Annotated in this window: 29 protein-coding genes and 1 tRNA gene; 8 read left to right on the top strand and 22 right to left on the bottom strand. The window is 58.7% G+C overall.

Features of this window, described 5'->3' with window-relative positions; all coding sequences use genetic code 11:
- The first annotated feature begins 11 nt into the window (after positions 1–11).
- Complete coding sequence (locus ACQZ6F_RS15340; protein WP_449093466.1) at positions 12–305, top strand: DNA-binding protein; 294 nt, start codon at positions 12–14, stop codon at positions 303–305.
- Between the two features lie 93 nt (positions 306–398).
- Here the strand turns inward: ACQZ6F_RS15340 and ACQZ6F_RS15335 are convergent, their stop codons facing one another.
- Positions 399–1,421, bottom strand: a complete 1,023-nt coding sequence (locus ACQZ6F_RS15335) for an extracellular catalytic domain type 1 short-chain-length polyhydroxyalkanoate depolymerase (RefSeq protein ID WP_449093467.1) — start codon at positions 1,419–1,421, stop codon at positions 399–401.
- 228 nt (positions 1,422–1,649) lie between these two features.
- Positions 1,650–1,862, bottom strand: a complete 213-nt coding sequence (locus tag ACQZ6F_RS15330; protein WP_077470080.1) for a hypothetical protein — start codon at positions 1,860–1,862, stop codon at positions 1,650–1,652.
- Positions 1,863–1,941: 79 nt separating this feature from the next.
- Here ACQZ6F_RS15330 and ACQZ6F_RS15325 point away from each other — a divergent pair, with 79 nt between their 5' ends.
- Complete coding sequence (locus ACQZ6F_RS15325) at positions 1,942–2,511, top strand: hypothetical protein (protein ID WP_449093468.1); 570 nt, start codon at positions 1,942–1,944, stop codon at positions 2,509–2,511.
- A 91-nt stretch (positions 2,512–2,602) separates the two neighbouring features.
- Positions 2,603–3,298: a thermonuclease family protein gene (locus tag ACQZ6F_RS15320; protein ID WP_449093469.1), complete on the top strand. Its 696-nt coding sequence runs from the start codon at positions 2,603–2,605 to the stop codon at positions 3,296–3,298.
- Positions 3,299–3,335: 37 nt separating this feature from the next.
- Here the strand turns inward: ACQZ6F_RS15320 and ACQZ6F_RS15315 are convergent.
- Both ACQZ6F_RS15315 and ACQZ6F_RS15310 read right to left on the bottom strand, forming a co-directional pair.
- Positions 3,336–3,412, bottom strand: a tRNA-Pro gene (locus ACQZ6F_RS15315).
- Positions 3,413–3,498: 86 nt separating this feature from the next.
- Positions 3,499–3,903, bottom strand: coding sequence for a BA14K family protein (locus tag ACQZ6F_RS15310; RefSeq protein WP_077470077.1), 405 nt, complete (start codon positions 3,901–3,903; stop codon positions 3,499–3,501).
- A 177-nt stretch (positions 3,904–4,080) separates the two neighbouring features.
- On the opposite strand from ACQZ6F_RS15310, the gene ACQZ6F_RS15305 reads away from it, so the two are divergent.
- Positions 4,081–4,335, top strand: a complete 255-nt coding sequence (locus tag ACQZ6F_RS15305; protein ID WP_068385798.1) for a hypothetical protein — start codon at positions 4,081–4,083, stop codon at positions 4,333–4,335.
- Positions 4,336–4,414: 79 nt separating this feature from the next.
- Here the strand turns inward: ACQZ6F_RS15305 and ACQZ6F_RS15300 are convergent, their stop codons facing one another.
- The 8 genes from ACQZ6F_RS15300 to ACQZ6F_RS15265 all read right to left on the bottom strand — a co-directional run bounded on the left by ACQZ6F_RS15300 (position 4,415) and on the right by ACQZ6F_RS15265 (position 10,940).
- On the bottom strand, positions 4,415–4,741 hold the full coding sequence (locus ACQZ6F_RS15300; RefSeq protein ID WP_068385796.1) for a hypothetical protein: 327 nt from the start codon (positions 4,739–4,741) through the stop codon (positions 4,415–4,417).
- A gap of 250 nt (positions 4,742–4,991) precedes the next feature.
- Positions 4,992–6,098, bottom strand: a complete 1,107-nt coding sequence (locus tag ACQZ6F_RS15295) for a porin (RefSeq protein ID WP_449093470.1) — start codon at positions 6,096–6,098, stop codon at positions 4,992–4,994.
- 354 nt (positions 6,099–6,452) lie between these two features.
- Positions 6,453–7,001: a MerR family transcriptional regulator gene (locus tag ACQZ6F_RS15290; RefSeq protein ID WP_077470075.1), complete on the bottom strand. Its 549-nt coding sequence runs from the start codon at positions 6,999–7,001 to the stop codon at positions 6,453–6,455.
- 228 nt (positions 7,002–7,229) lie between these two features.
- The gene (locus tag ACQZ6F_RS15285; RefSeq protein ID WP_068385791.1) at positions 7,230–7,568 is read right to left on the bottom strand and encodes an integration host factor subunit alpha; all 339 of its coding nucleotides are present in this window, start codon (positions 7,566–7,568) and stop codon (positions 7,230–7,232) included.
- 107 nt (positions 7,569–7,675) lie between these two features.
- Complete coding sequence (locus ACQZ6F_RS15280) at positions 7,676–8,647, bottom strand: beta-ketoacyl-ACP synthase III (protein WP_449093471.1); 972 nt, start codon at positions 8,645–8,647, stop codon at positions 7,676–7,678.
- Between the two features lie 19 nt (positions 8,648–8,666).
- A complete protein-coding gene (gene plsX / locus ACQZ6F_RS15275) occupies positions 8,667–9,713 on the bottom strand; it encodes a phosphate acyltransferase PlsX (protein ID WP_077470073.1) in 1,047 nt (348 codons plus the stop codon).
- Positions 9,714–9,815: 102 nt separating this feature from the next.
- The gene (locus tag ACQZ6F_RS15270) at positions 9,816–10,373 is read right to left on the bottom strand and encodes a YceD family protein (protein WP_267549606.1); all 558 of its coding nucleotides are present in this window, start codon (positions 10,371–10,373) and stop codon (positions 9,816–9,818) included.
- 9 nt (positions 10,374–10,382) lie between these two features.
- Positions 10,383–10,940 carry a ubiquinol-cytochrome C chaperone family protein gene (locus tag ACQZ6F_RS15265; protein WP_449093472.1) on the bottom strand — a complete coding sequence of 186 codons (558 nt, stop codon included), beginning with the start codon at positions 10,938–10,940 and terminating at the stop codon, positions 10,383–10,385.
- A 280-nt stretch (positions 10,941–11,220) separates the two neighbouring features.
- Between ACQZ6F_RS15265 and ACQZ6F_RS15260 the strand changes: the two genes are divergently transcribed.
- Positions 11,221–11,730, top strand: a complete 510-nt coding sequence (locus ACQZ6F_RS15260) for an outer membrane protein assembly factor BamE (protein ID WP_077470071.1) — start codon at positions 11,221–11,223, stop codon at positions 11,728–11,730.
- Positions 11,731–11,879: 149 nt separating this feature from the next.
- Here ACQZ6F_RS15260 and ACQZ6F_RS15255 read toward each other — a convergent pair whose 3' ends face one another.
- From ACQZ6F_RS15255 to ACQZ6F_RS15245, 3 genes are all read right to left on the bottom strand, one after another.
- On the bottom strand, positions 11,880–14,018 hold the full coding sequence (locus ACQZ6F_RS15255; RefSeq protein ID WP_077470070.1) for a sodium-translocating pyrophosphatase: 2,139 nt from the start codon (positions 14,016–14,018) through the stop codon (positions 11,880–11,882).
- A 248-nt stretch (positions 14,019–14,266) separates the two neighbouring features.
- Complete coding sequence (nusB, locus tag ACQZ6F_RS15250) at positions 14,267–14,749, bottom strand: transcription antitermination factor NusB (RefSeq protein WP_449093473.1); 483 nt, start codon at positions 14,747–14,749, stop codon at positions 14,267–14,269.
- A gap of 4 nt (positions 14,750–14,753) precedes the next feature.
- Complete coding sequence (locus tag ACQZ6F_RS15245) at positions 14,754–15,209, bottom strand: 6,7-dimethyl-8-ribityllumazine synthase (RefSeq protein WP_449093474.1); 456 nt, start codon at positions 15,207–15,209, stop codon at positions 14,754–14,756.
- 197 nt (positions 15,210–15,406) lie between these two features.
- Between ACQZ6F_RS15245 and ACQZ6F_RS15240 the strand changes: the two genes are divergently transcribed.
- The 3 genes from ACQZ6F_RS15240 to ACQZ6F_RS15230 are packed head-to-tail and all read left to right on the top strand — an operon-like array spanning position 15,407 to position 16,968.
- Positions 15,407–15,916: a cupin domain-containing protein gene (locus tag ACQZ6F_RS15240; protein ID WP_449093475.1), complete on the top strand. Its 510-nt coding sequence runs from the start codon at positions 15,407–15,409 to the stop codon at positions 15,914–15,916.
- Positions 15,917–15,954: 38 nt separating this feature from the next.
- Entirely contained in the window at positions 15,955–16,473 is a 519-nt protein-coding gene (locus ACQZ6F_RS15235; RefSeq protein ID WP_068385772.1) for a GNAT family N-acetyltransferase, read from the top strand.
- A gap of 21 nt (positions 16,474–16,494) precedes the next feature.
- Positions 16,495–16,968, top strand: coding sequence for a GNAT family N-acetyltransferase (locus ACQZ6F_RS15230; protein WP_449093476.1), 474 nt, complete (start codon positions 16,495–16,497; stop codon positions 16,966–16,968).
- A gap of 36 nt (positions 16,969–17,004) precedes the next feature.
- Here the strand turns inward: ACQZ6F_RS15230 and ACQZ6F_RS15225 are convergent, their stop codons facing one another.
- From ACQZ6F_RS15225 to ACQZ6F_RS15195, 7 genes are all read right to left on the bottom strand, one after another.
- Positions 17,005–17,625: a riboflavin synthase gene (locus ACQZ6F_RS15225; RefSeq protein ID WP_449093477.1), complete on the bottom strand. Its 621-nt coding sequence runs from the start codon at positions 17,623–17,625 to the stop codon at positions 17,005–17,007.
- On the bottom strand, positions 17,625–18,734 hold the full coding sequence (gene ribD, locus ACQZ6F_RS15220; protein ID WP_449093478.1) for a bifunctional diaminohydroxyphosphoribosylaminopyrimidine deaminase/5-amino-6-(5-phosphoribosylamino)uracil reductase RibD: 1,110 nt from the start codon (positions 18,732–18,734) through the stop codon (positions 17,625–17,627). Before ribD ends, ACQZ6F_RS15225 begins: the two co-directional genes overlap by 1 nt.
- Positions 18,735–18,736: 2 nt before the next feature.
- Positions 18,737–19,213 carry a transcriptional regulator NrdR gene (gene nrdR / locus ACQZ6F_RS15215; RefSeq protein ID WP_068385764.1) on the bottom strand — a complete coding sequence of 159 codons (477 nt, stop codon included), beginning with the start codon at positions 19,211–19,213 and terminating at the stop codon, positions 18,737–18,739.
- Between the two features lie 9 nt (positions 19,214–19,222).
- Positions 19,223–20,521, bottom strand: coding sequence for a serine hydroxymethyltransferase (gene glyA / locus ACQZ6F_RS15210; protein ID WP_449093479.1), 1,299 nt, complete (start codon positions 20,519–20,521; stop codon positions 19,223–19,225).
- A gap of 173 nt (positions 20,522–20,694) precedes the next feature.
- Positions 20,695–22,008: a L,D-transpeptidase family protein gene (locus tag ACQZ6F_RS15205; protein ID WP_077470064.1), complete on the bottom strand. Its 1,314-nt coding sequence runs from the start codon at positions 22,006–22,008 to the stop codon at positions 20,695–20,697.
- A gap of 507 nt (positions 22,009–22,515) precedes the next feature.
- Positions 22,516–23,031, bottom strand: a complete 516-nt coding sequence (gene ldtR / locus ACQZ6F_RS15200; RefSeq protein WP_068385759.1) for a transcriptional regulator LdtR — start codon at positions 23,029–23,031, stop codon at positions 22,516–22,518.
- A gap of 133 nt (positions 23,032–23,164) precedes the next feature.
- Positions 23,165–23,605, bottom strand: a complete 441-nt coding sequence (locus ACQZ6F_RS15195; protein WP_449093480.1) for a DUF6163 family protein — start codon at positions 23,603–23,605, stop codon at positions 23,165–23,167.
- Between the last annotated feature and the right edge of the window lie 144 nt (positions 23,606–23,749).

The raw sequence follows: 23,749 nt of genomic DNA, 5'->3' as shown, positions 1-23,749 counted from the left end.
ACACTTAAACGATGATCACATCAGCACAATTACGCGGCGCGCGCGCCATGCTCGGACTGACAGCGGAAGCTCTCGCCGGCGAAAGCAAGCTTCCGGTATCGACTATTGAAGCGCTGGAAACGGATGTGAATTCCGCCGATGGGAAGGCACTTACCGCCGTACGATCTGCACTCGAAACGCGCGGCGTGCTTTTTCTTGCAAGCGGTAATGATGGAGCCGGCGGCGCCGGCATCCGCTTCAGGCATCGGAGCGCCGATGATGATGGCATTCGGCCGGAAAATCTGAACGCCACTAATGATGATTGATAGCCGGAGCGATCATGCGATTTAGCACGACCGCTCCGCAATCCTATCTATTCCAAAGCCCGGGAGCTAGATTACATCTCTCCCGAGAGACATCTAGGCCGCCAATCCCCAGCCCTTGACCAGCTGCTCCGGCGCGGAAACGGCCGCAGGCAGGATGTAGCGCTCGGTATCGTTTGCCGGCTCCCAGCCTTCGATGACCGGACCAACCGGCAGACCGTGGCCAAAGCCATTCAACGTCACAAGTTCCAGGATGATGTTGCCGTAGTCGTCGCGCCATTCGCGCCGCTCGCCGCCCTCGAAGAGGCGCAGGCGACCCTTGATCCGCGGACGATCACGTACGTCCAGCCATTGGGCGATCGATGCTTCGGCATTGGCAACCGAAACGACCTCATCCTCGTCGCCATGCCAGATGGAGACGACGGGATAACGCTCGGCATCGGGCGAAACTTCGCGGACGAGTTCTCCCCATTTTTCAGCTGCGCGCGTCGAGCCACGGTTCATCACATCGAGAGCAGACATGGCATCGCGGGCGGCGCCGAAAGGCAAGCCGCCAATGACGGCGCCTGCGGCAAACAGCTCCGGGTAGGTCGCAAGGAGCGCTGCAGCCATGGCACCGCCGGCAGACAGGCCCATGACGAAAATCTTGCTATCGTCGATCGTATGCACACGCCGGCTGAAATCGATCATCTCGCGAATGGAGCCGAGTTCGCCGCGGTCGCGTGTCACCATGCTCGGGCGAAACCAGTTGAAGCACAGGTTGGGATTGTTCGACAGCTTCTGCTCGGCATAAAGCACCGCAAATCCGTGCTGGCGAGCCAGAGTGGTCCAACCGCTGGCGCGATCGAAATCCTCGGCATTCTGATGACAGCCGTGCAGGACGACGACGAGCGGCATCGGGCCCTTGACGCCCGGCGGTACATATTCGAGCATGCGCAGGTCGCCGGGATTACGGCCGAACCACAGGATTTCCGTCAAACGCTGCGGCGTAGGCCGCGCGGAAATACGGCGACGCGACGGCTGCGCGAGCGGCCGTGTCATCGGAAACTTGAGCTGCGGAAGCTCGACGGAATCGACGAGCAAACGGCGAAGCCGGCTCGGAACTTTAAAATTCATCATGGGCCTTTCACATTATCCACGCCCGCCGCTCCCGGTGTTTCCTCCGCTGCGGCAGCCGCGCACTGTCCCTGAATGGAGAATCAGTGACATTGAGAAATCAATTCTCTTTGTGCAATGCAGCATATATAGGATGGCAGTGTCGCTTCGAACAGACACAATGCATCATTGCTGCTATGTGAAATCAGCTTAAATCGATTAGATTCAAGGCCATAAAAAAACGCAGTTGTGTCAGAAATAAGCCCTGGCGAGCGCGAGGAGCTTAGCGTCGTCCTTCACCCCCTGGCGATAAAGCTGGATGATCAACGCCCCGACCCGCTCGGCCTCCGGACTGCGCGGGTTCATGCCGCGATCCCGGCAGACGCTGTCCAATACCTTCTCCAGACGATCCAGATCGTCCGAAAACAGGGGTAAATCCCGTGGATGTAGTGGGGTTTCCAACATTGCGCTGCCTCGTCTTTCGGGCGGAAGCACGCAACAATATCGCCAGTATCCGCTTCTTGCCCGACAATATGACTAGACTATGCGCTCTGGCCTTAGGCTTGGCAAGAAAGCTTTTGGTGCAATCGCATGCCGTGATGCATTTCTGATTCGCACACAATGCGACAGCTTCGCAAAAGATACAATTTTAAGTTACGCCATCACCAGACCTTCATCTGCACCTGAGATAAGCGAACAAAACGGAGACCTGACGATGACGACGACCAGATCCTTTATTTCCGCTGTTCTTGGATTGCTGCTGGCCGGTCTGGCCTTGCCGGCCCTGGCGCAAAATCTCCAGAATCTGCCGCTGCGCACCCCTCGGCAGCTGCCGGATGGATATATCTCTGTGCAATCCGGGATATCGTTTTCCTACTCGCTACCCGATGGCGACAATGAGGAGCAGCAGGAGAAGGCATTGAAATCCTTCTATAAGGTCGCGGCAAGCAGCTGCGCCACCCTGCTCGATACCATCGCCGACAGCTGCGAAATCAGTGCGATGTCGAGCAATACGTCGATCAATAATTTCGATGGGCGTGGGCCGAAACTTTCGGTGAGCGGCCAGGTCACGATGGCCGTCAAGCTCAAGCCATCGACCACGTCAACGAAATAGGAATCCCCGGCCTTCGGCGCCAGGTGACGAAAAGCCAACGGATCGGTAAGAAATCGCGGCGATAATCCCCTCGCAATTGAGGGATTCTACCATGGCAAAAGCGAAACGACGCACGCGGCGCAAGCCGCAATCCAGCGCGGGCAGTTCGATGTGGCTGTGGGGTGTCGTCGGCCTGGCGGCCGTGGCCGGCATCTACGCCTACCAGCATCGCAAGGAAATGCCGTCGATGATTGCTCATGCAGGCGCCGTTGCCGGTCTGCCGCATGTGGCACAGGAAGCGCCGGTACCGGCAAGCAAGCCGAGGGCCAGAACAGCAGCAATCACTCCCGAGCCGCGTGAGACAAACGCCCTGCCGGTACCGCCGGCAGCCATTCCCGTGGCCATGCCGGTGAGCAAGACGCCGATCGAAAGACCCTCCCCCGCTCCGCGGGTTCAAAGCGGCGGCCGGTTCGTGCTTTGCGGCGGCGGTTCCGGCACGAACTGCGTGGTGGATGGCAACACGTTCTGGCAGGATGGCGTCAGGATCCAGCTGGCCGATGTCGATGTGCCCGATGTCGGTGCCGCGCGTTGCCCAAGCGAGAGGCAAAAGGCGGTGGCCGCAAAACTGCGGCTGCAGGCCATTCTCAATGACGGGACCTTCGTGCTTTCCGGCAGCAACCGTGGCGACGACCAAAATGGCGGCAAGCTGCGCATAGCCATGCGCGCCGGCCGCTCAATCGGCGACCAGCTCGTCTCCGAGGGCCTCGCACGGCGCTGGAACGGCCAGGCGCCTTCCTGGTGCGGCTAACTCACTGAAAATTCGATTGGGAGCTCAAGGAGATAAATGGTCGGGGCGACAGGATTTGAACCTGCGACCCCTTGACCCCCAGTCAAGTGCGCTACCGGGCTGCGCTACGCCCCGACCTGCCGAAACGGCTTGTTTCGTTTAGAGTTTAGAGTTTCCCGACGCAAGCGAAAAGTAATAACCCGCTTAGAAAAAGTTCCGGCTTAGCGGCACGCGCGCCTAGGCCCCTTGCTCGGCTGATAGGTGTTATCCGAAGGCCGATAAGACTGGTAGCGGCTCGCGCAGGCGCGGGTATGACTGTCGTAATAGCCTCTGGCACGCTGCCCGTTGAAGAGTGTGCCTGTCACGAAGGATTTGAAGAGCACGCCACTGTCCGAGTCGTCGTCGTAATAGCTATCGGAACCATGGCGCCAATGATGACCACCACCCCAGCGATTGTGATTGTGCCAATGGCCATGTCCGTGATCGCGAACCTGGATGACGTCGGTCTGCTCGGGCGCGGGTACAGATAGCGCTGGCATGGTCATTGCGCCTGCCGGCATGGCGGCGCCGGCCGCCAGCAACAAACCAAAGCCGGCGGCAGTTATCGATCTGGCAATCGTAAACATATGCGACTCCTTCGAAATCCGGCAGCACTGCCCAAGCACATCTGCGTGAGAAACCTTGTCGCCGAGCATGCCGATACTACCTGTATATAGTGATTTCGATCCATACTCATAGATGCCCTTCCGTCATAATTGCGTGACGAATTCCGGCAAACGAGAAGTCAACGGAAAGTTACGGCGATGAAGCCTCTGATAGTCCTCATGCTGTGTGCGCCGCTGCTCGCGGCATGCAACACGACGCAATCGCTGCAACCCATTCCCGGCAGCATCACCTATGGCGGCCAGCCGCACATGAAGCTGACCCAATCGCCGATCGGAGCCCGCATTGACCATCGCTTCACCAATCAATGGGGAGAGGATGTCTATGAGACCTATATCCTGCAGCCGGATCGCAGCTTGAAGCTGGTCAACCGCGAGATTGTCACGCCGTTTTAACGTCGTGTGACGAAAACAAAAAACTCCGCCGGAGCGAACCAGCGGAGTTTTTAAATTCATATGCGGGCCAGCGTGCCGACTACCAGCAACGATAGCAGCGACGATAGTAAGGCCGGCCGTAGTAGCCGCGGTGATGATGGTCGCTGACTGCGGCGCCGACCAGAACACCGCCGATGATGCCGGCAGCGGCAAGTCCGGCAGCCTGATTTTCAGCCTGCTGCGCCTGAACGCGGTTTGCCTGATAGGTCGCGCCGACGCAGCGATTGTAGCGTTGCGTGCCTGGGCGGAAGCCCTGCGACTGACAGGTCATTTCGGCATTCATCGCAGATTCCTGTGGTGTCTGACAGCTCGATAGAATGGTGGTTATAGCGACGAGACTCGCCGCCACGGTGGCACGTATGCGCATGTTCCCTCCGGCAATTTATAAGACAACCCCGAAGAAGCGAATACAGCCAAAGGTAATGTTTAGCAAGCCAACCTTATCATGCGATGCACGGAATCGGGCCAAAACTGCCTTGAGATGCGCGCAAAGATGGTAGCATGCTTAACAGCCGATGGGGCCGCGAACGAAAAGGCCCCGCATTTCGGCGGGGCCTGCGGTGCCTGGCTTTTGCCGGCAGATCCATTTGGGGACTGCGGCAGATAGCCTGCTCGGATCAGAAATTCCGTTCGAAACGGAGGATGCCGGCGACAGTATCATCCTTGATAAAGTCGTAGTGCATATAGGTCAGTTCCGGCTCGACCAGGAAATCCTTGACCGGATAGATCTTGAGGTTCGTCGTTGCCTCGAACATCTTCGACTCGGTGTAGGCTAGCTGCAGGTTCCACTTCAGCTTGTCGTTGATCGGAACGCCAACGCCGCCCCAGACTGCCCAGTCACCCCAGCCGCACTTGCCGGCGTTGACGGTGCCGCTCGACGTCGTGCAGGCGGAAATATCCTGGTTCGTGCCGGCATATTTGTTGAGCTTGTCGCCATCGGTGTTCCAGCCGCCCATCAGGAAGGCTTCGAAAGCGCCGAACTTGGCATCGATGCGTGCCTTGATGGCACCCTCTTCGACGATCGAGTCGTAACCGCCGACGATCTTGAAGCCCCAGTTATCCACCTTGTAGCCGAAACCAGCGACAACATCGGGCGCGTAGTGGTCGGACTTGTCGTCCGTCCACCAGCCGGCGCCGTAAGATGCCGAGCCGTCGGACGTGGAGTTGCTATCTTCGAGCGAGATCACGGCCGTGAAACCGTTGCCTGCATCATAATTATAGGTCAGCTGGTTGAGTTCGTATGGGCCATCATAGATCGCATCATCGTTGATGACGTCGCCGGCATAACCCACATAAAGGTTGTACTGCGAGTCGAGCTTACCAACCGTGAAGCCACCGAGGCTGATATTGGCGAACAGTAGCTTGGCGGATGTCGCGCCTCCGTCGTTCCATTCCCAACGGAAGATGGTGTTGGTCTTCAGCGCTCCATATTCGGTATCGGTCGCAGTATCGACATTGAGCTCCACGCGCTCATGCCAGAGAGTGCCGACCCTGCTACGCGGATTATAGGCATCGTACCATTCACCTTCGGTACGGACCTTGCCGCCGACTTTCAGGCAGGTTTCAGTGCCGGGAATAAAGAAATAGCCGGTACCGTAGGCGTCACATATGCGGACATATTCCAGCGGTTCCGGTTCTGCTGAAACGATGGCATCGGCGGCATGCGCACCGCTCGCTGCGGCGATTGCAGCGGCGGAGCCAAGAAGAAGGCTCTTGATGTTCATGGTGTCTCCATTCGACTATCCATCAGGGACGGAGTCTCCCGGCAGACAATTTCTTGCCCCTCCATGGCCTGACTGGCTGTTCCCCTTCTTTGAAGGGTGAAGCAACGAAGCTTCGCCGCCAAACTGAACCCAGAGTTGGGGTCGGGCAAGTTAATAAGGCTGCCGAACTAATTTCCTACAACGCAGAAGAGTGGCAATGTGACAAAAATGTCACCGAACGCAGCCGATACCTATACATATGCGTCCGGTCAGCATCCCTAGGATGCTAATCAGCACGCAAACCACCATAATTTGTATTTCGCATATTGTACATACGCCACTGGGCATACATCCACAGCGCGAAACAGATGCGCCTTATCGCACTTGATCCAGCAGGCGCTTGCATTCCAAAAGATCGTAAAGCGTTTCCTGCAGCAGGGCTCGATCTTCCTTGCCGACACTGGACTTGCCGATGGAAACATCCGGCGTACCATCGTCACCGCTGACGAAATTGAAGAAACGGCGGCTTATCGGTGCCTTGGCACGGCCGACAATCTGATCTTCATCGGGGTTGGCCGAGTTGACGCGCGGCTCGACGGGTGCGGGCTCCTGTGTGGCAGCAGCCAGAGCTTCGACACTGGCGAGATCCCCATGACCGACGGCGATGACGAACTTGTTGCCATTGGTCTTCAGAAGCTTCTGAACGCCCTTGATCGTGTAGCCATGATCATAGAGCAGATGCCGGATGCCATTCAGCAGATCGACATCTTCAGGCCGGTAATAGCGCCGACCGCCGCCTCGCTTCATCGGCTTGATTTGTGGAAAGCGCGTCTCCCAGAACCGTAGGACATGCTGCGGCAGATCAAGGTCTTCCGCAACTTCGCTGATCGTGCGAAATGCATCCGGGCTCTTGTCCATCATCATACTCCCACAGCGTGAGTGCGGCACCATTCGGGCCGGATCGCGCAAAACCGGATATCGATGCCGAATCCTTCAAGATACGACTCACCATATTTCAACGGTTTGGCGGCGGAAATTCAAGTGGTCTGTTCAACTGCTGCACAAGCAAGCTGAAAAGCCGCGCAGAAACCGAACGCTAAAGGCCACAGCGCAAGGCATGTGGCCCATTACAAAACCAAGCTTTCGGATGGATCAGGAGGCTGGATTTGCCGGTCTGGCTTTCGCCTTGCGGCTTGCATGAGCCTTCAGAATGCGCGTTTTCAAAACGTTCGATGCCTTGAACGTCATGACACGGCGCGGAGAGATCGGCACTTCCTCGCCGGTCTTCGGATTGCGACCGACGCGTTCATTTTTATCGCGCACCTGAAACGTCGCGAATGAAGAGAGTTTTACGGTTTCGCCACGCACGATGGCGTTGCAAATTTCATCGATAACCGTCTCGACGAGCTCCGCCGACTCCGTCCGCGAGAGGCCGACTTTCCGGAATACCGACTCCGCCAAATCTGCGCGCGTCACTGTCTTGCCCGTCATAGCTCCCCGCCCATATTGATAGGTAATCTTATTCAAGCCGTGAGAGACTATTGCCCTTGCGGCAAACGGTCAAGCTATTGTTCGGAACGGCTTTTGGAGATATCGCGCTACCAGCGCAGCAGCACTGCACCCCAGGTGAATCCACCGCCCATCGCCTCCAGCATCACCAGATCACCCTTCTTGATTCGGCCATCTCCGGCAGCAACCGAAAGCGCCAGGGGGATCGAGGCAGCGGACGTATTGCCATGAAGATCGACGGTGATCACAACCTTCTCGGGAGCAATTCCAAGCTTCTTGGCGGAGCCGTCAATGATCCGGCGATTGGCCTGATGCGGCACCAGCCAATCCAGATCCTCCACGGTCGAACCAGTGGCATCGAAGGCAGCCTGGATAACGTCCGTGATCATGCCGACGGCGTGCTTGAACACCTCACGCCCGGCCATGTGCAGCACGCCGACCGTGCCCGTCGACGACGGACCGCCGTCGACATAGAGCTTGTCCTTGTGCGCGCCGTCGGAACGCAGACTTGCCGAGAGCACGCCGCGATCGGTGTTGGCGCCGCTCCCCTCGCCTGCCTCGAGGATCAGGGCGCCAGCGCCGTCGCCGAAGAGAACGCAGGTCGTGCGATCGGTCCAATCGAGAATACGGGAAAACGTCTCGGCGCCGATGACGAGCACACGCTTGGCAAGGCCGCCGCGAATATAGGCGTCGGCGGTGGTCACGGCATAGACGAAACCGGTACAGACGGCCTGAACATCGAAGGCAAAGCCATGATGCATGCCGAGCCGATTCTGAATGTTCACCGCGGTTGCCGGAAAAGTATTGTCCGGTGTCGAGGTGGCAACGATGATCATGTCGAGATCGTCGGGCGTCAAACCGGCATTGGCAAGGGCGGCTCGCGCCGCCTGCTCGCCCAGCGACGCCGTGGTTTCATCTTCGCCTGCTATGTAGCGCTGACGAATACCGCTGCGCTGGACAATCCAGTCGTCGCTGGTTTCGACAACCTGTTCCATCTCGGCATTGGTCATGACGCGTTTGGGGAGCGCCGCCCCAAAACCGCGAACAACTGAACGGATCATTCTGCTTTTACCCCGTCGCTCATGCCGCTTCCGGCCCGATTGGGGGGAGCCGCTTGGCATGATATCTCTTCAAATCATTTTCGATTTTCTGCGTGAGCCCATTCTTGGCCATATCGTAGCCAACATCGATAGCCGCCGCGAAGGCTTCGGCATTCGCGCCACCATGGCTCTTGATGACAATACCGTTGAGGCCGAGAAAGACGCCACCATTGACCTTGCTGGGATCGAGCTTCTCGCGCAGCAGGTCGAACGCGCCCTTGGCAAAGATATAGCCAATGCGCGCCAGCAACGTCCTCGTCATCGCCGCGCGCAAATAGGCGCCGATCTGCTTTGCCGTGCCCTCTGCAGCCTTCAGCGCGATATTGCCTGAGAAGCCTTCGGTGACCACGACGTCGACCGTACCCTTGCCGATATCGTCGCCTTCGACGAAACCGGAATATTCAAGCGATTCGAGATTGGCCTCACGGATCAGGCGTCCGGCATCCTTGACGTCTTCCTGCCCCTTGATTTCCTCAACACCGACATTCAGCAGGCCAACCGTCGGACGTTCGATCTCGAAGAGCGCACGCGCCATGGCGCCACCCATCAAGGCAAAATCGAGCAATTGCTGGGCATCAGCGCCAATGGTGGCTCCGACATCAAGCACGATGCTTTCGCCGCGCAGCGTGGGCCAGATCGCGGCGATCGCCGGCCGTTCTATATTGGCCATGGTGCGCAAACAGAACTTCGCCATAGCCATGAGCGCGCCGGTATTACCGGCCGACACGACGACATCCGCGTCTCCGAGCTTCACCGCTTCGATCGAACGCCACATGCTGGACACGTAGCGGCCGCGGCGAAGTGCCTGGCTTGGCTTCTCGTCCATGCCGATGGCAACATCACATTCGTGAAAGACGGACTTTTCCCTAAGCTTCGGATATTTGGCCAGGACCGCCTCGCAGCGGTCCTTCTGTCCGTATAGGATGAACGTGATATCGGGATGCCTATCCAGCGCCTTGGCCGCGCCGGGAACAACAACCTCAGGGCCGAAGTCGCCACCCATCAGGTCAAGAGAAATTCTGATCACGCGTCCCTAGTCCTTGTTGTCCGCCGGGCCTGGCGAATTTGGCGTCAAAATACCGTTTTCTCCCTCGGTTACAACTGAATTGTGCTCGGTTGCCACGAGGGTCTATTCCTTTTTCCAGTCTTTCAGAACCGCGAAAGGTGACGGTTTCCTGTCACTTTCGCCCGTATCTTCAATATGCCCGTCGAACTCTACGCCGGGCTTGCGTGGGTAAGGATCGATTGCGAGCGCTGCGAATTCCGCAACGACCGCACCGGCATCGATTGTATCTCCGGTAAATGTCTCTGGGATATCAGGGCCGTCCGGATCGAGCACCATTTCACCGGCATCCATCGACGGCGCGCGCGCCAGTTTGGAATCTTCCGGCACGAAAATATGCTCGAAATTCTCGTTGATCTCCGATTCCACAGGCTCGAGCGTAACGACGCAAGCCTGAACGATCTTCGCCCGCACATCTCCCTTGATCCGCACGCCGTCACGCTTCCAGCGCGAGATCTTCAGATCGGCCTCAAGCTTCTCCACAGAGAGGACATCCCATAGCTCCGCCAGGCCTGCAAGCTCGCGTTTATCAGCCTCGACATGCACCTCGACGGGATTGGCGGAGATGTGGCCAACCTTCACGAAATAGGAAAAAGGCGTTTCGCCGGAGTCGTTGTTTTTCATTCTTATCTCCTAAACCAACTGTTGCCCGAGCGCGGCCGGCAACGGCAACACCGCCGAACCCGTGGCAATCGCATCCTCTTCTATCCCAGCCATATGCGCCTCCGCGGTCATCATCCATTCCGCAAGCGCGGCCATGGAGGCCTCACCGTCAGCGGCCTTGGGATAGATGTTGCGCCGAAGGGCCGCGGCAAGAGCAACGCGATCATTGCCGTCCATGGCGGCTGCATAGCTCTCGAGCCGGCCATAGAACATACCCGCCAGCTTCTTCATGCGCTTCGGTACGCTGTTGTCACCGATTCCGAGTTCGCGGATCGAATAATCGATGTCCTCGAAGAACGCATCGACGATTTCCTGCGCGAGCTCCTGCCCACTGGTCGCTGACGCCCGTGTGCGGCGAAAAAACAGGATCATGACGACCGAAAGCAATTCGAAGCGCCCCATCACCGTGTCGGGCACATCATAATCGGTATAGAAAATCGGCTGCCGCGCCACGGATGTCAGAAGCTCATATTGCCTGACGACAATGAGCTGATTGTTATTTCTTTTGCGAAAGAGCCCAAAAATCATGAGAATTCCCGGAATTGGCTCATTCAGAGCGCGCCGTTTTTGCTTGGCCTTGTTGCATCCACGCTAAAGCTGGTTTACCGAAGCAGGCGCGAATTGCAATGCCGTTTGTGCCCGCTTCGAGGCTCCTGCCCTTACCCGTCGTCACGCTGTGCATGATCGGTGATGAAGAGTGACGAACAACGTCTTGTGCCCTTTTCAATCGCGGAAAGGCCACAATGATATGTACAGCAAGGTGATACCGGCCGACCGGCCATCGGATTGATTCATTAGGGGAGATGAGATGTCGTTGACCAGACGGTATTTCAAGTCTGACATAACTTTCAGCAGCAGTGCCGCCATCGCCCTGGTGATTGCGACCGTAGGACTTACGGCTTGCCAGACCGGCGACGTCATGAACAACGGTTACATCTTCGATCAGCAGTCGCTGGCGCTGGCGCCGGTTGGCTCGAGCCGCGAGCAGGTCCTGCTCTCGCTTGGTACGCCTTCGACCACTGCGACGTTCGACGGCGAGGTCTTCTATTACATTTCCCAGAAGCGCACGCGCGCCGTCGCCTTCATGAAGCCGAAGCTGGTCGACCAGAACATCCTGGCGATCTATTTCGACAAGGATGGCATCGTGAAGCAGGAAGCCAACTACACGCTGAAGGACGGCAAGGTCTTCGACATGATCGGCCGGACGACGCCGACAGGCGGCCGCGACATCACCTTCCTGCAGCAGATCCTCCAGGGTGGCGGCAGTGGCGTCAACGGTGCGAGGAACTTCCTCAACAACCTCAACCCGGGCCAGTAAGCCGGGAAAGTCTTCCAGCAAAAAACCCGCGAGGCGTTTCGCCTCGCGGGTTTTCTTTATGCGTTCGTTTTTGCTTCGCCTGGAGCGGAAGAATTCAGGTCGAGCCGACCTGAATTCTCAATCCGCTCCGCGCCTTTCGGCATCATGTTTTAGCCGGCAAGGATAGCCAGCAGCAGCAATGCGACAATGTTGGTGATCTTGATCGCCGGATTGACTGCGGGACCCGCTGTATCCTTATAGGGATCGCCGACGGTATCGCCCGTTACCGAGGCCTTGTGAGCTTCGGAGCCCTTCATGTGGCGCGTGCCGTCCTTGTCGACGAAGCCATCCTCGAAGCTCTTCTTGGCATTGTCCCATGCACCGCCACCCGACGTCATGGAGATGGCGACGAAAAGGCCGTTGATGATCACGCCAAGCAAGGACGCACCGAGGGCTGCGAAGGCCGAGGCCTTGGAGCCGGAAATCAGCAGAACGCCGAAATAGACGACGATCGGTGCCAGAACGGGCAGCAGCGACGGAATGATCATCTCGCGAATGGCGGCCTTGGTCAGTATGTCGACCGCGCGACCATAATCGGGACGTTCGGTGCCCTGCATGATACCCGGTTTCTCGCGAAACTGCTTGCGCACTTCCTCGACGATCGAACCGGCAGCCCGGCCGACGGCCGTCATGGCGATACCGCCGAAGAGGTAGGGAATGAGGCCACCGAACAACAACCCGGCAACGACATAGGGGTTCGACAGATCGAAGGAGATCGTGCCGACATTGGCGAAATAAGGGAACTTGTCGCCGTGAGCCGCGAAATACTGCAGGTCGTTCGAATAGGCAGCGAACAGTACCAGTGCGCCGAGACCAGCCGAGCCGATGGCATAGCCCTTTGTGACTGCCTTGGTGGTGTTGCCGACCGCATCGAGTGCATCGGTCGATTTGCGCACTTCCGGCGGAAGATGCGACATTTCCGCGATGCCCCCGGCATTGTCGGTGACCGGGCCGAAGGCGTCGAGCGCAACGATCATACCGGCAAGACCAAGCATGGCCGTAACGGCGATACCGGTGCCAAACAGGCCGCCGAGCTGATAGGTCGCGATGATGCCGCCGACAATGACGATCGCCGGCAAAGCCGTCGATTCAAGTGAAACGGCGAGGCCCTGGATGACGTTGGTGCCGTGGCCGGTGACCGATGCCTGCGCGATGGAGTTGACCGGTCGCTTGTTCGTGCCTGTGTAGTATTCGGTGATGACGACGATTAGCGCCGTGACGATCAGGCCGACGATGCCGCAGGCGAAGAGCTTGGTTCCGGTGACCTCGAAACCGGCGATGGTCCCAACCGAGCCCCAACCGATGGTCAGCGACGTGGCCGCGGCCAGCCCGAGGATCGAGAGGATGCCGGTGGCGATGAGCCCCTTGTAAAGAGCGCCCATGATCGATCCATTCGCACCAAGCTTCACGAAGAAGGTGCCGATGATCGATGTGATGATGCAGGCGCCGCAAATCGCAAGCGGATAGATCATCGCGGAAGCAAGCAGCGGCGAGCCGGCGAAGAAGATCGAGGCGAGGACCATGGTCGCGACGACGGAGACCGCATAGGTTTCGAACAGATCGGCTGCCATGCCGGCGCAATCGCCGACGTTGTCGCCGACGTTATCGGCGATGGTGGCGGGATTGCGCGGATCATCCTCGGGAATGCCGGCTTCCACCTTGCCGACCAGGTCACCGCCGACATCGGCACCCTTGGTGAAAATACCGCCGCCGAGACGGGCGAAGATCGAAATCAGCGACGCGCCGAAACCGAGGGCGACGAGTGCATCGATGACATCGCGCGAGCCCGGTTCATGACCGAGAACGCCTGTTAGCACGTAGAAATAGATCGAGACGCCAAGCAATGCGAGGCCGGCAACCAGCATGCCGGTGATTGCGCCCGACTTGAAGGCGATATCGAGACCGGCGGACAGGCTATGCGATGAGGCCTGCGCGGTGCGAACGTTGGCGCGCACGGAGACATGCATGCCGATGAATCCGGCCGCGCCCGAGAGAACTGCGCCGATCAGGAAGCCGATAGCGGCTTCGCCAGACAATAGAAGCCAGGCGGCAATGAAAACAATGACACCAACAATTGCGATCGCTGTATATTGGCGCGCCAGATAAGCTTGTGCGCCTTCGCGGATATAACCCGCAATTTCCTGCATGCGCGCATTACCCTGATCGGCCGCAAGCACCGACCGGGTCGTCCAGATGGCATAAACCACCGAGAGCAGCCCGCACGCTATAACGCCTATAAGAATCGACATTTCGCTTTTTCCCTCCAAAAAAGCCGGCGGTTCACTCCTCCCCCGGCCGCCTGCGACAACCGTGACTGCCCTCCTCCAAGGCGATCGACGGATGTGCAGTGCAAGATTGCTGTTGGGAAAACGTCGCGTCAAGACCGCCCGCGGGTAAAACGCCCGCAGGAGGTTCAAAAGAATATCCGTGGCTGAAATCAGGCGCGAACGAAGGAAACGAAAGCGCAACGCGCCGGAGGCCGCAGCCTCGGCGAAGCTTATTTCTTGGCTTCGCCGCGAACCTGCTTGGCGATTCGGTCGAGCACGGCATTCACGAGTTTCGGCTCATCTTCTTCGAAGAAGGCATGCGCAATCTCGACATATTCGGTGACGATGACCGGAACCGGCACGTCCTTGCGGTCGAGCAGTTCGAATGTGCCGGCACGCAGGATCGCACGAACGGTGCTGTCGAGACGCGACAACGCCCAGTCGTCCTGAAGAGCCGAGCCGATCAGCGGATCGAGCTTGGTCTGTTCACGCACGACGCCCGATACGATGGAACGGAACCAGGAGGCGTCAGCCTTCAGATAGGTCTCACCGTCCAGTTCCTGCCCGAGACGGTGCGCCTCGTATTCGGCCACCACCTCCAGAACGCCGGTTCCGCCGATATCCATCTGATAGAGCGCCTGCACCGCCGCAAGACGCGCCGCGCCCCGCTGATTAGCGGGCTTTGCCGATCGCTCGTTGTCCTGATTGCTCATGAACTTATGCACCCAACTTCTGTTTCAGCGCGATCATCGTCAGCGCCGCACGGGCGGCAAAGCCACCCTTGTCCTTGTCCGTACGCCGTGCGCGCGCCCAGGCCTGATCGTCATTCTCGACGGTCAGGATACCGTTGCCGATCGGCAGGGATTCGCTGACGGCGAGATCCATCAGAGCGCGCGAGGATTCATTGGCGACGATATCGAAATGATAGGTTTCGCCGCGGATGACCATGCCGAGAGCGATATAGCCGTCATAGACGACGCCGCCATTGTCACCACCGTCAAGCGCCATCGCAATCGCAGCCGGAATTTCCAGCGCGCCGGGCACGGTGACGACGTCATAGGTGGCGCCTGCCTCCTCGAGAGCGGTCTTGGCACCATCGAGCAGGGCGTCGGCCATATCGTCGTAGAAGCGGGCTTCGACGATCAGGATATGGGCATTGGAAGAGCTTGACATGGATCACCTGCGGATTGAGAGGGGCTGGGCACCTTATTAGGCCGGGTCAAACCACGGCAGGCCTCGCTTGGCAAGTGTTTTTCAACGGTCGAGCCTGATTCTAACCCTATTTGGAGATCATCGAAACACCCATAAAATTGTAGCTTTCGCGCGTGCGGCTGCTTCGATAATAATTCCAGACTTGGGAAGGGGGGCTCATGACGAAGAAATCCATACCCGCCGTGAATGTCGGCGAACTTCAGCTGGATCACTGGCAGCAGGGAAGCTTTTTTGCCGGCAGCGACGCCTCTTTCGGGGCGATGCTCGGCCTGAAGCACCTCGGCATCAGTTACAACGAAGTCCCCCCCGGCAAATCGGGCTGTCCGTTTCACAATCATCACGTCGAGGAAGAGATGTTCGTCATTCTCGACGGTGAAGGCGAATATCGTTTTGGAGACCATCGGATTGCTGTGAGGCAGGGTGACGTCCTCGGAGCCCCGGCCGGCGGCCCGGAAACGGCGCACCAGCTGATCAACAACGGCCCTGGTGTGCTGATCTATCTCGCCATTTCGACCAAGGCGCAGACGGAAGTCGTCGAATATCCCGATTCCGGCAAGTTTCTGGCCAAGACCAACCGCAACGGTGAGGCGGCATTCCGCGTCATCGGGCGGGCTGCGACCACCAATGTAGACTACTGGGACGGCGAGCCCGGCGCATCGAACGACTGAATCTAACCAAATACATATTAGCAAAGACATAGACCCCCATGACCATCATTCCGATATTGACGACTGAGCGGCTTTTGCTGCGCGGCCACCGGCTGGACGATTTCGACGAATTTCTTGATCTCTGGAAGCATAAGGACCTCGTGCGCTTCATCGGCGGCGAGTTGCCCACCCGCGAGCAGGTCTGGGCGCGCCTCCTGCGCTACGGCGGCCTGTGGCATCATCTTGGCTTCGGTTTCTTCGCGGTCCAGGAACGCGAAAGCGGCAAGCTGATCGGCGAAGTTGGTTTTCTCGATCTGCACAGAGACGAGATCCCGTCGACGGAGGGCACGCTCGAAGCGGGCTGGGGCATCACGCCGCCGATGCAGGGAAAGGGCTATGCGACGGAGGCAATGAGTGCCGCGATCTCTTGGGCGGACAAGCAGTTCGCCGGCCGGCGCATGACCTGCATGGTCGATCTGGAAAACAAGCCGTCGCTACGCATCGCCGAAAAGATCGGCTTCCGGCGGATCGGTGACGTGACCTACAAACACAAACCCAACGCCATGTTCGAACGATAGACGAACCGGGAAAAGGCGCGGATGTTGGAGATGTTCTCGATCAAGGCCTATGTGCCGGATGATGCACGGGCCACGATCGACATTTTCCTAAGAGCCATTCGTGAGACTGCATCTAAGGATTATAGCCCCGAGCAAATTGCGGCCTGGGCAAAGGTCGATGATGCCGAAGTCTGGGCTCAATATCGCGCGAGCCGACCGACATGGCTTGCAATGAACGGACCAATGCCGGTCGGTTTCACGGATCTCAAGCCGGACGGCTGTCTGGACATGATGTTCGTGGACCCCGATCATCAGGGCAAGGGTATTGCCAGCCTGCTGCTTGCGACCGTCGAAAAGGCTGCTCGCGATCAAGGCCTGCAGCGAATATTCACCGAAGCCAGCCTGACCGCCCGTCCCTTCTTCGAGCGAAAGGGCTTTGTCGTCCTGGCCGCGCAACAGGTGCAAAAGCTCGGCCAGACGCTGGCGAATTTTCGCATGGAGAAAATGCTCGAGTAAACAGTCCGAGCTCATATGTGGGAGTGGGGGTGAGGCTCAGCCTTCGCGGACGACCGGAAATTCAGCCAGCCGGGCAGCATAGCGCGCCATGGTATCGACCTCGAAATTGACGAAGTCTCCGGCCTTGCGTTCGCCCCAGGTGGTGACCTCAAGGGTGTGGCGGATCAGCAGCACGTCGAAATCGGTCCCATCGACGGCGTTGACCGTCAGCGAGGTGCCGTCGAGTGCAATCGACCCCTTCGGCGCGACGAATTTGGCAAGATGCTCCGGCGCGCGCAGGCGATAGCGGGTGGCATCGCCTTCAGGCGTTACCGAGAGAATTTCAGCCCTGCCGTCGACATGGCCGGAAACAATGTGTCCGCCGAGCTCATCGCCAATCTTCAGCGAACGTTCGAGGTTGATCTTGGCTCCCGCTTCCCAGCTGCCGATGGTGGTCAGCCGCAGGGCTTCTTCCCAGGCCTCGACCTCGAACCAGCGACCGTTGCTGCCCTCTTGCGGCAGGCCGGTCACTGTCAGGCAGACGCCGGCATGCGAAATCGAAGCACCCATGTCGATGGTTGCCGGATCATAATTGGTGGCAACGCGCAGCTTGATACCTTCTTTCAGAGGAGAAACGGATTCGACCGTGCCGAGATCGGTGACAATTCCCGTAAACATCAAAAACCTCTTTCGTATTCGTCGCAGCGATCGTCGCCAAACTGGCTCTCGCCGATATGCATGAAACTGGGTGGGATATTGGATCTGAGAACGGGCGATTCAATACCGCCTTCGCCAATATCGGCCGGTCCCTGGAACAGCAGGATGCGATCGACCATCCCGGCCTCGAGGAAACGCCGCGCGGTCCTGGCGCCACCTTCGACCAGCAGGGAGGAAATCCCGCGCGTGCCCAAAGCTTCGAGCAGCTCTCCCGGCTCGCTGGAATTGGACTGCAGCACCTCGACACCCGCCGCATCAAGGGCGGCGCGGCGACCTAAAAAGGCGCTGTTGGTATTCTCGTCAAAGGGCGGCTGATGGCTGGCAACGGCGATGACCGGATATTGCCGCGCAGTCTTCACCAGCTTGCTGCCGAGCGGCAGCTGCAGGTCTTCATCGATAACGATACGCAAGGGGGTGCGATCTTCCAGGCCCGGAAGCCGGCAGGTCAATTCCGGATCGTCTGCGATCGCCGTGCCGATACCAACGAGAATGGCATCGCTTTCGGCCCGCAGCTTCTGCACCTCTGCCCGGGCAAGATCGCCGGTGATGCGGACCTGCCCCTCGCCTGTCCTGCCGATCATGCCATCGGCGGAAACGGCAAGCTTGAGAGTCACATAGGGCCGGTTTCTCGTCTGGCGCATCAGGTAGCCCGCCAGGGAGCGCCTACCCTCTTTCTCAAGAACACCGGTATCGACTTCGATGCCGGCAGCACGCAGCATGTTGATGCCACGGCCGGACACACGCTGATCGGGATCGGTGACGCTGACGACAACCCGTGCGACACCATAAGCGATCAGCGCTTCGGCGCAGGGCGGTGTCTTGCCGTAATGCGAGCAGGGTTCGAGCGTGACATAGGCTGTCGCTCCCCTCGCCGCTTCGCCTGCCTCGACCAGAGCCTGAGGTTCAGCATGCGGACGGCCGCCCACAGCCGTGACGCCACGGCCGATGACAATGCCATCTTTCACGATGAGGCAGCCGACGGACGGGTTGGTGGAGGTCAGCCCTAGATGCGTGAGCGAAAAGCGGATCGCCTCCGCCATGAAACGCTCGTCTTCCGGCTGCTCGCTCATAGTCAAGGATCCAGCGGATCGCGGGCGATCTTGGCGTTGATCTCGTTGATCACGTGCTCGAAATCCTCCGCATGGGAGAAATCGCGATAGACGGACGCATAGCGCACGAAAGCAACATCATCGAGACTCTTCAGCGCTTCCAGCACCTGAAGACCGATCTGCTCCGAGCTGATTTCCGTCTCGCCCGAGCTTTCGAGGCGGCGAACGATGCCGGAAACGGCACGCTCAATGCGATCGCGATCGACCGGACGCTTGCGCAACGCAATCTCGAAGGATCGCACCAGCTTGTCGCGATCGAAAAGCACCTTGCGGCCGGTCTTCTTGATGACCATCAGCTCGCGGAGCTGCACGCGCTCGAACGTCGTGAAGCGGCCGCCGCAATCCGGGCAGATACGCCGCCGGCGGATGGAGGTATTATCCTCCGCCGGGCGCGAATCCTTCACCTGCGTGTCTTCCGTACCGCAATAGGGGCAGCGCATGCGCCCTCCTCAGCCCATGTAGCCGTACATCGGGAAGCGGTCGGTGAGCTTGACCACCTTCTCGCGTACGGCCGCTTCGACGGCAGCATTGCCTTCATCGGAGTTGGCAACCTTTAGGCCATCGAGCACTTCGATGATCAGATTGCCGATTTCGCGGAATTCGGCTTCCTTGAAACCGCGCGTCGTGCCGGCCGGAGTGCCGAGACGGACACCCGACGTGACGAAAGGCTTTTCCGGATCGAACGGAATGCCGTTCTTGTTGCAGGTGACGTAGGCTCGGCCAAGGGCAGCCTCGGCGCGCTTGCCGGTGGCGTTCTTCTTGCGCAAGTCCACAAGCATCAGATGGTTGTCGGTGCCGCCGGAGACGACGTCGACGCCGCCGGAGATCAGCGTTTCGGCCAGCGCCTTGGCATTCTTGACGATCTGGGCGGCATAGTCCTTGAAATCAGGCTGCAGCGCTTCGCCGAGGGCGACGGCCTTGGCGGCGATGACATGCATCAGCGGGCCGCCCTGCAGGCCGGGGAAGACGGCCGAATTGAACTTTTTGGCCAAATCCTCGTCATTGGTGAGGATCATGCCGCCGCGCGGGCCGCGCAGCGACTTGTGCGTGGTCGTGGTGGCAACGTGGCAATGCGGGAACGGCGACGGATGCTGGCCACCAGCGACGAGGCCGGCGATGTGAGCCATGTCGACCATCAGATAGGCGCCAACGCTGTCGGCGATCTCGCGGAAGCGCTTCCAGTCCCAGATGCGGGAATAGGCCGTGCCGCCGGCGATGATCAGCTTCGGTTTGGTTTCCTCGGCCTTGCGCTGAACCGCATCCATATCGAGCAGGTTGTCGCCTTCGCGCACGCCATAGGACACCACGTTGAACCACTTGCCGGACATGTTGACCGGCGAACCATGCGTCAGGTGGCCGCCCGAGTTCAGATCGAGGCCCATGAAGGTATCGCCCGGCTGCAGCAGCGCGAGGAATACGGCCTGGTTCATCTGCGAACCGGAATTCGGCTGGACGTTGGCAAAATTGACGCCGAACAGCTTCTTGGCGCGCTCGATGGCGAGCTCTTCGGCGATATCGACGAACTGGCAGCCGCCGTAATAGCGCTTGCCCGGATATCCCTCAGCGTACTTGTTCGTCATGATCGAGCCCTGCGCTTCCAGCACGGCGCGCGAGACGATGTTTTCCGAGGCGATCAGTTCGATTTCGTGCCGCTGGCGACCCAATTCCTTGCCGATCGCGCCAAAAATTTCCGGATCAGTATCGGCAAGCGAGCGATTGAAGAAGGGTTCGGTGAACGCATTGGTCATCGTGAAAGCTCCTGAACGGCCAAACGGCAATGTAGTTGGTATTAACGTCAGGGTCGCACAAGGGCAATACGACCAGCGACATTTGCTGGGCATTCTACGCAGAGCGGTTCCGGCCAATGAAAAAGCCGCATCCGGGGATGCGGCTTTGATATGAATTGCAGTCGGAATGCCGATTACTGAACCGGCTGCTCCATGCCCTGGGTCGTATCAAGCGCCAGCTGGGCATTGCCGTCGAGATTATAGATATCGTCGCGGAACTGCACGATGCCGTCGCGAGCACTCCATGCGGAGATGTAGACGAAATAAACGGGCACTTCCGTCGCCAGGGTGATCGGCGTGTTGACGCGGGTCGAGATCACCTGCTCGATGTGCTGGCGCGGCCAGCCAGGCGTTTCCGACAACAGCCAGGTCGCCAAGTCACGAACGTTCTGAACGCGCACACAGCCCGAGCTGTCGAAGCGCATCAGCTTGTTGAACAGCCCCTGCTCCGGCGTATCGTGCATGTATTCGTTGTTGGGGTTATGGAAGTTGATCTTCGTGGACGCCATGGCGTTGGTCTTGCCCGGGTCCTGACGGAACATCAGGTCCGGTGCCTTGTCCGAATTCCAGTCGATCGTCTCGGGCGCTACTTCCTGACCCTTGCCATCGAGAAGGCGGATGTTGCTCTTCGTCAGGTAGGTCGGATCCTTCCGCATAAGCGGCATGATGTCCTTGATGATGATGGAGCGCGGCGCCGTCCAGTATGGATTGAGGATGACCTCATAGATCTTCGAATTGATGATGTGGGTCGGGCGCGATTCACGGCCGACGATCGCCTCATGACGCAGTGCCACCTGGCCGTCTTCCACGGCTTCGACACGGGTCGCCGGGATGTTGACCATGACGTGACGGCGTCCGAGGTCGGACGGGAAGGTCTGAAGGCGGACGAGATTTGTATTCAGCTGCTGCAGACGAACATTGGCGGGAATGTTCATCGCCTTTTGCGTGAAATCGCCGATGACGCCATCTGGCGGCAAGCCGTGACGAGCCTGGAAGCGCTTGACGGCGCCGTCCACGTAAGAATCGAAGGAGGAGGAGATACCCGCCTCGCGCGGCAAGTCACCGGAAACCATCAGATGTTGACGAAGCGTCTGCACCGCAGGATCAGTGGCGCCGATCTGCAGAGGCTGCTGGCTCGTCGGATTGACCTGCGGCCAACCACCATTGGCAACGATGCTCTGATACTGGGCAATCGCCTGCTGGATGTTCGGCACGGAATCCGGTCCGAGGATTGGCGTGTTCGATTGTACGGCGGCGGCCGTACGAGCCGCGGCCTTGGCATCGAACTGGTCGTCCCAGTTGCCGCGAGAACGGTCATTGATCAACGCTTCCAGCGGTGTCGCGTTTTGCGCGAGGGCCGGTGCAGCCAATGCGGCAGCGCCAAAAGTTACGGCCGACCGCAGGAAAGAGCGGCGCGAGAAGGGTTCAATTCCGTTTTTCTTCGACATATCCCAACCGTTCAGCGCTGCGATCCAATTATACGCAGCCTAGAGAGGAAAGCAGCAATTAGCGCGGCTCGCGCCAAGTAACGCAGCTCAGTATCGATCCGTTCCCTTAATGCACCACCAAAAACTTCGCCACGAACTATCACAATATTGCGAAGCGAAGGCATAGGGAGATCGATGTTTGAAAACGTCGCTTGCCGTCAGTTTCCGCTGTCATATCAATATGGCCAATTCGTGTCGCGCGGCATGAAACTTGCCGTGCCGAGCGCTCGCGGAGGATCGCCATATTGTATGTGCTAATATACCACAGAATGGGCTTGGTTCATAACCTGTCCTGACCTGCCGTCAATCGCTCAGATGCCCCGAGCCTCCTCTGCGACAGAAGGTGAGGAGCGGACGTGGCAAAAAGCGCACAATTGCAGGGTTGAGAACAGGAGCGAGCCGGACACGCAGGGAACGTGTCCAGCTTGTTTCGACTGGAGGATCTTGCGACCGATCAACGGTCGCTAATCACATGCGGTAGGCGATGCTGTCGTTCCAGAAGCGGTCGAGGCGCTGCAGGAGCTTGTTCATCTGGGTGAACTCGTCGGTACCGATGCCGCCGACCTTGTCGATCGAGCCGATGTGGCGCTCATAGAGCTTGGCAACGGTTTCGGCGATGTCCTGGCCCGTTTCCGTCAGGCTGATGCGGACCGAGCGACGGTCGATGCGCGAGCGCTGATGATTGATGAAGCCGAGGTCGACCAGCTTCTTCACGTTGTAGGAAACGTTGGAGCCGAGGTAGAAACCGCGGGAACGCAGTTCGCCGGCTGTCAGTTCGGAATTGCCGATGTTGAAAAGGAGAAGCGCCTGGACGGCGTTGACGTCGTCGCGACCCTGACGGTCGAACTCGTCCTTGATGACATCAAGCAGGCGGCGGTGCAAACGCTCGACCAGATGGAGAGATTCCATGTAGAGGGCCCGGATGTCGTCAACCTGCTGATCCCGAGCGTTCGCAACTGCCTGCGGCTTCATTTTCGTGTTCATCATGACTTGGCCTCACTCTGTTTTGTTTGGCGGTGTCGTTTTCTTCCCGCCTTGAGTGAGACCCTATCGAATACACATAAAATTCTACTTAAACTGCAAGCTTAACAGCACCTTACCGCGAACTCTTGCTGTCTCAGGGTAAATCAACCATTACCTGCTGCTGCCGGCGCCGGCGCTTTTCCTGCCATAAAAGGATGCGGAACAGGCAATACAGCACGGCGACACAGACATGCAAGATCATGATCAACGGATTGGATCCGAACACCTCCGGCCACATCCCGTACATCAATCCCTGCCCTCCTGCAGCGAGCACCCAGATCACCGGTCCCCAGGATACGGTGAGCCACAATCCAAGCGCGGCGACGGGGAAAACGACGGCCAGTCCAGCGCTCGCGACCTTCCACGGCAGATTAAGGAGGTCGAAGCGGGCATGGCCATCAAGGGAGTAGCCGACCAGCATGGCCCAGTACTGCAGACCGAGCCAGAAGCAGGCAATGGCGATCAGCCGCAGGAACAGGACGAACAGGATGTCCGTCAGCGTATTCTTGGGTACGGTCGAAGAATCAGAGTCCATGCGCGAACAATACGTAGGAGGCACCCGGCTCGCCAGAGCATAATGGCTGCGGCCTTTCGCCTGGTTTTGAATCCTGGGGACAGCGTGCTAGGTACGCTGCCCATATAATAAGGCCATAGATAGACGAAGAAGGATGGCGGCATC

Source organism: Rhizobium sp. A22-96, assembly GCF_053521805.1.
The sequence above is the reverse complement of the archived record's forward strand: the minus strand, read 5'-3'. Positions and strand labels throughout refer to the sequence as shown.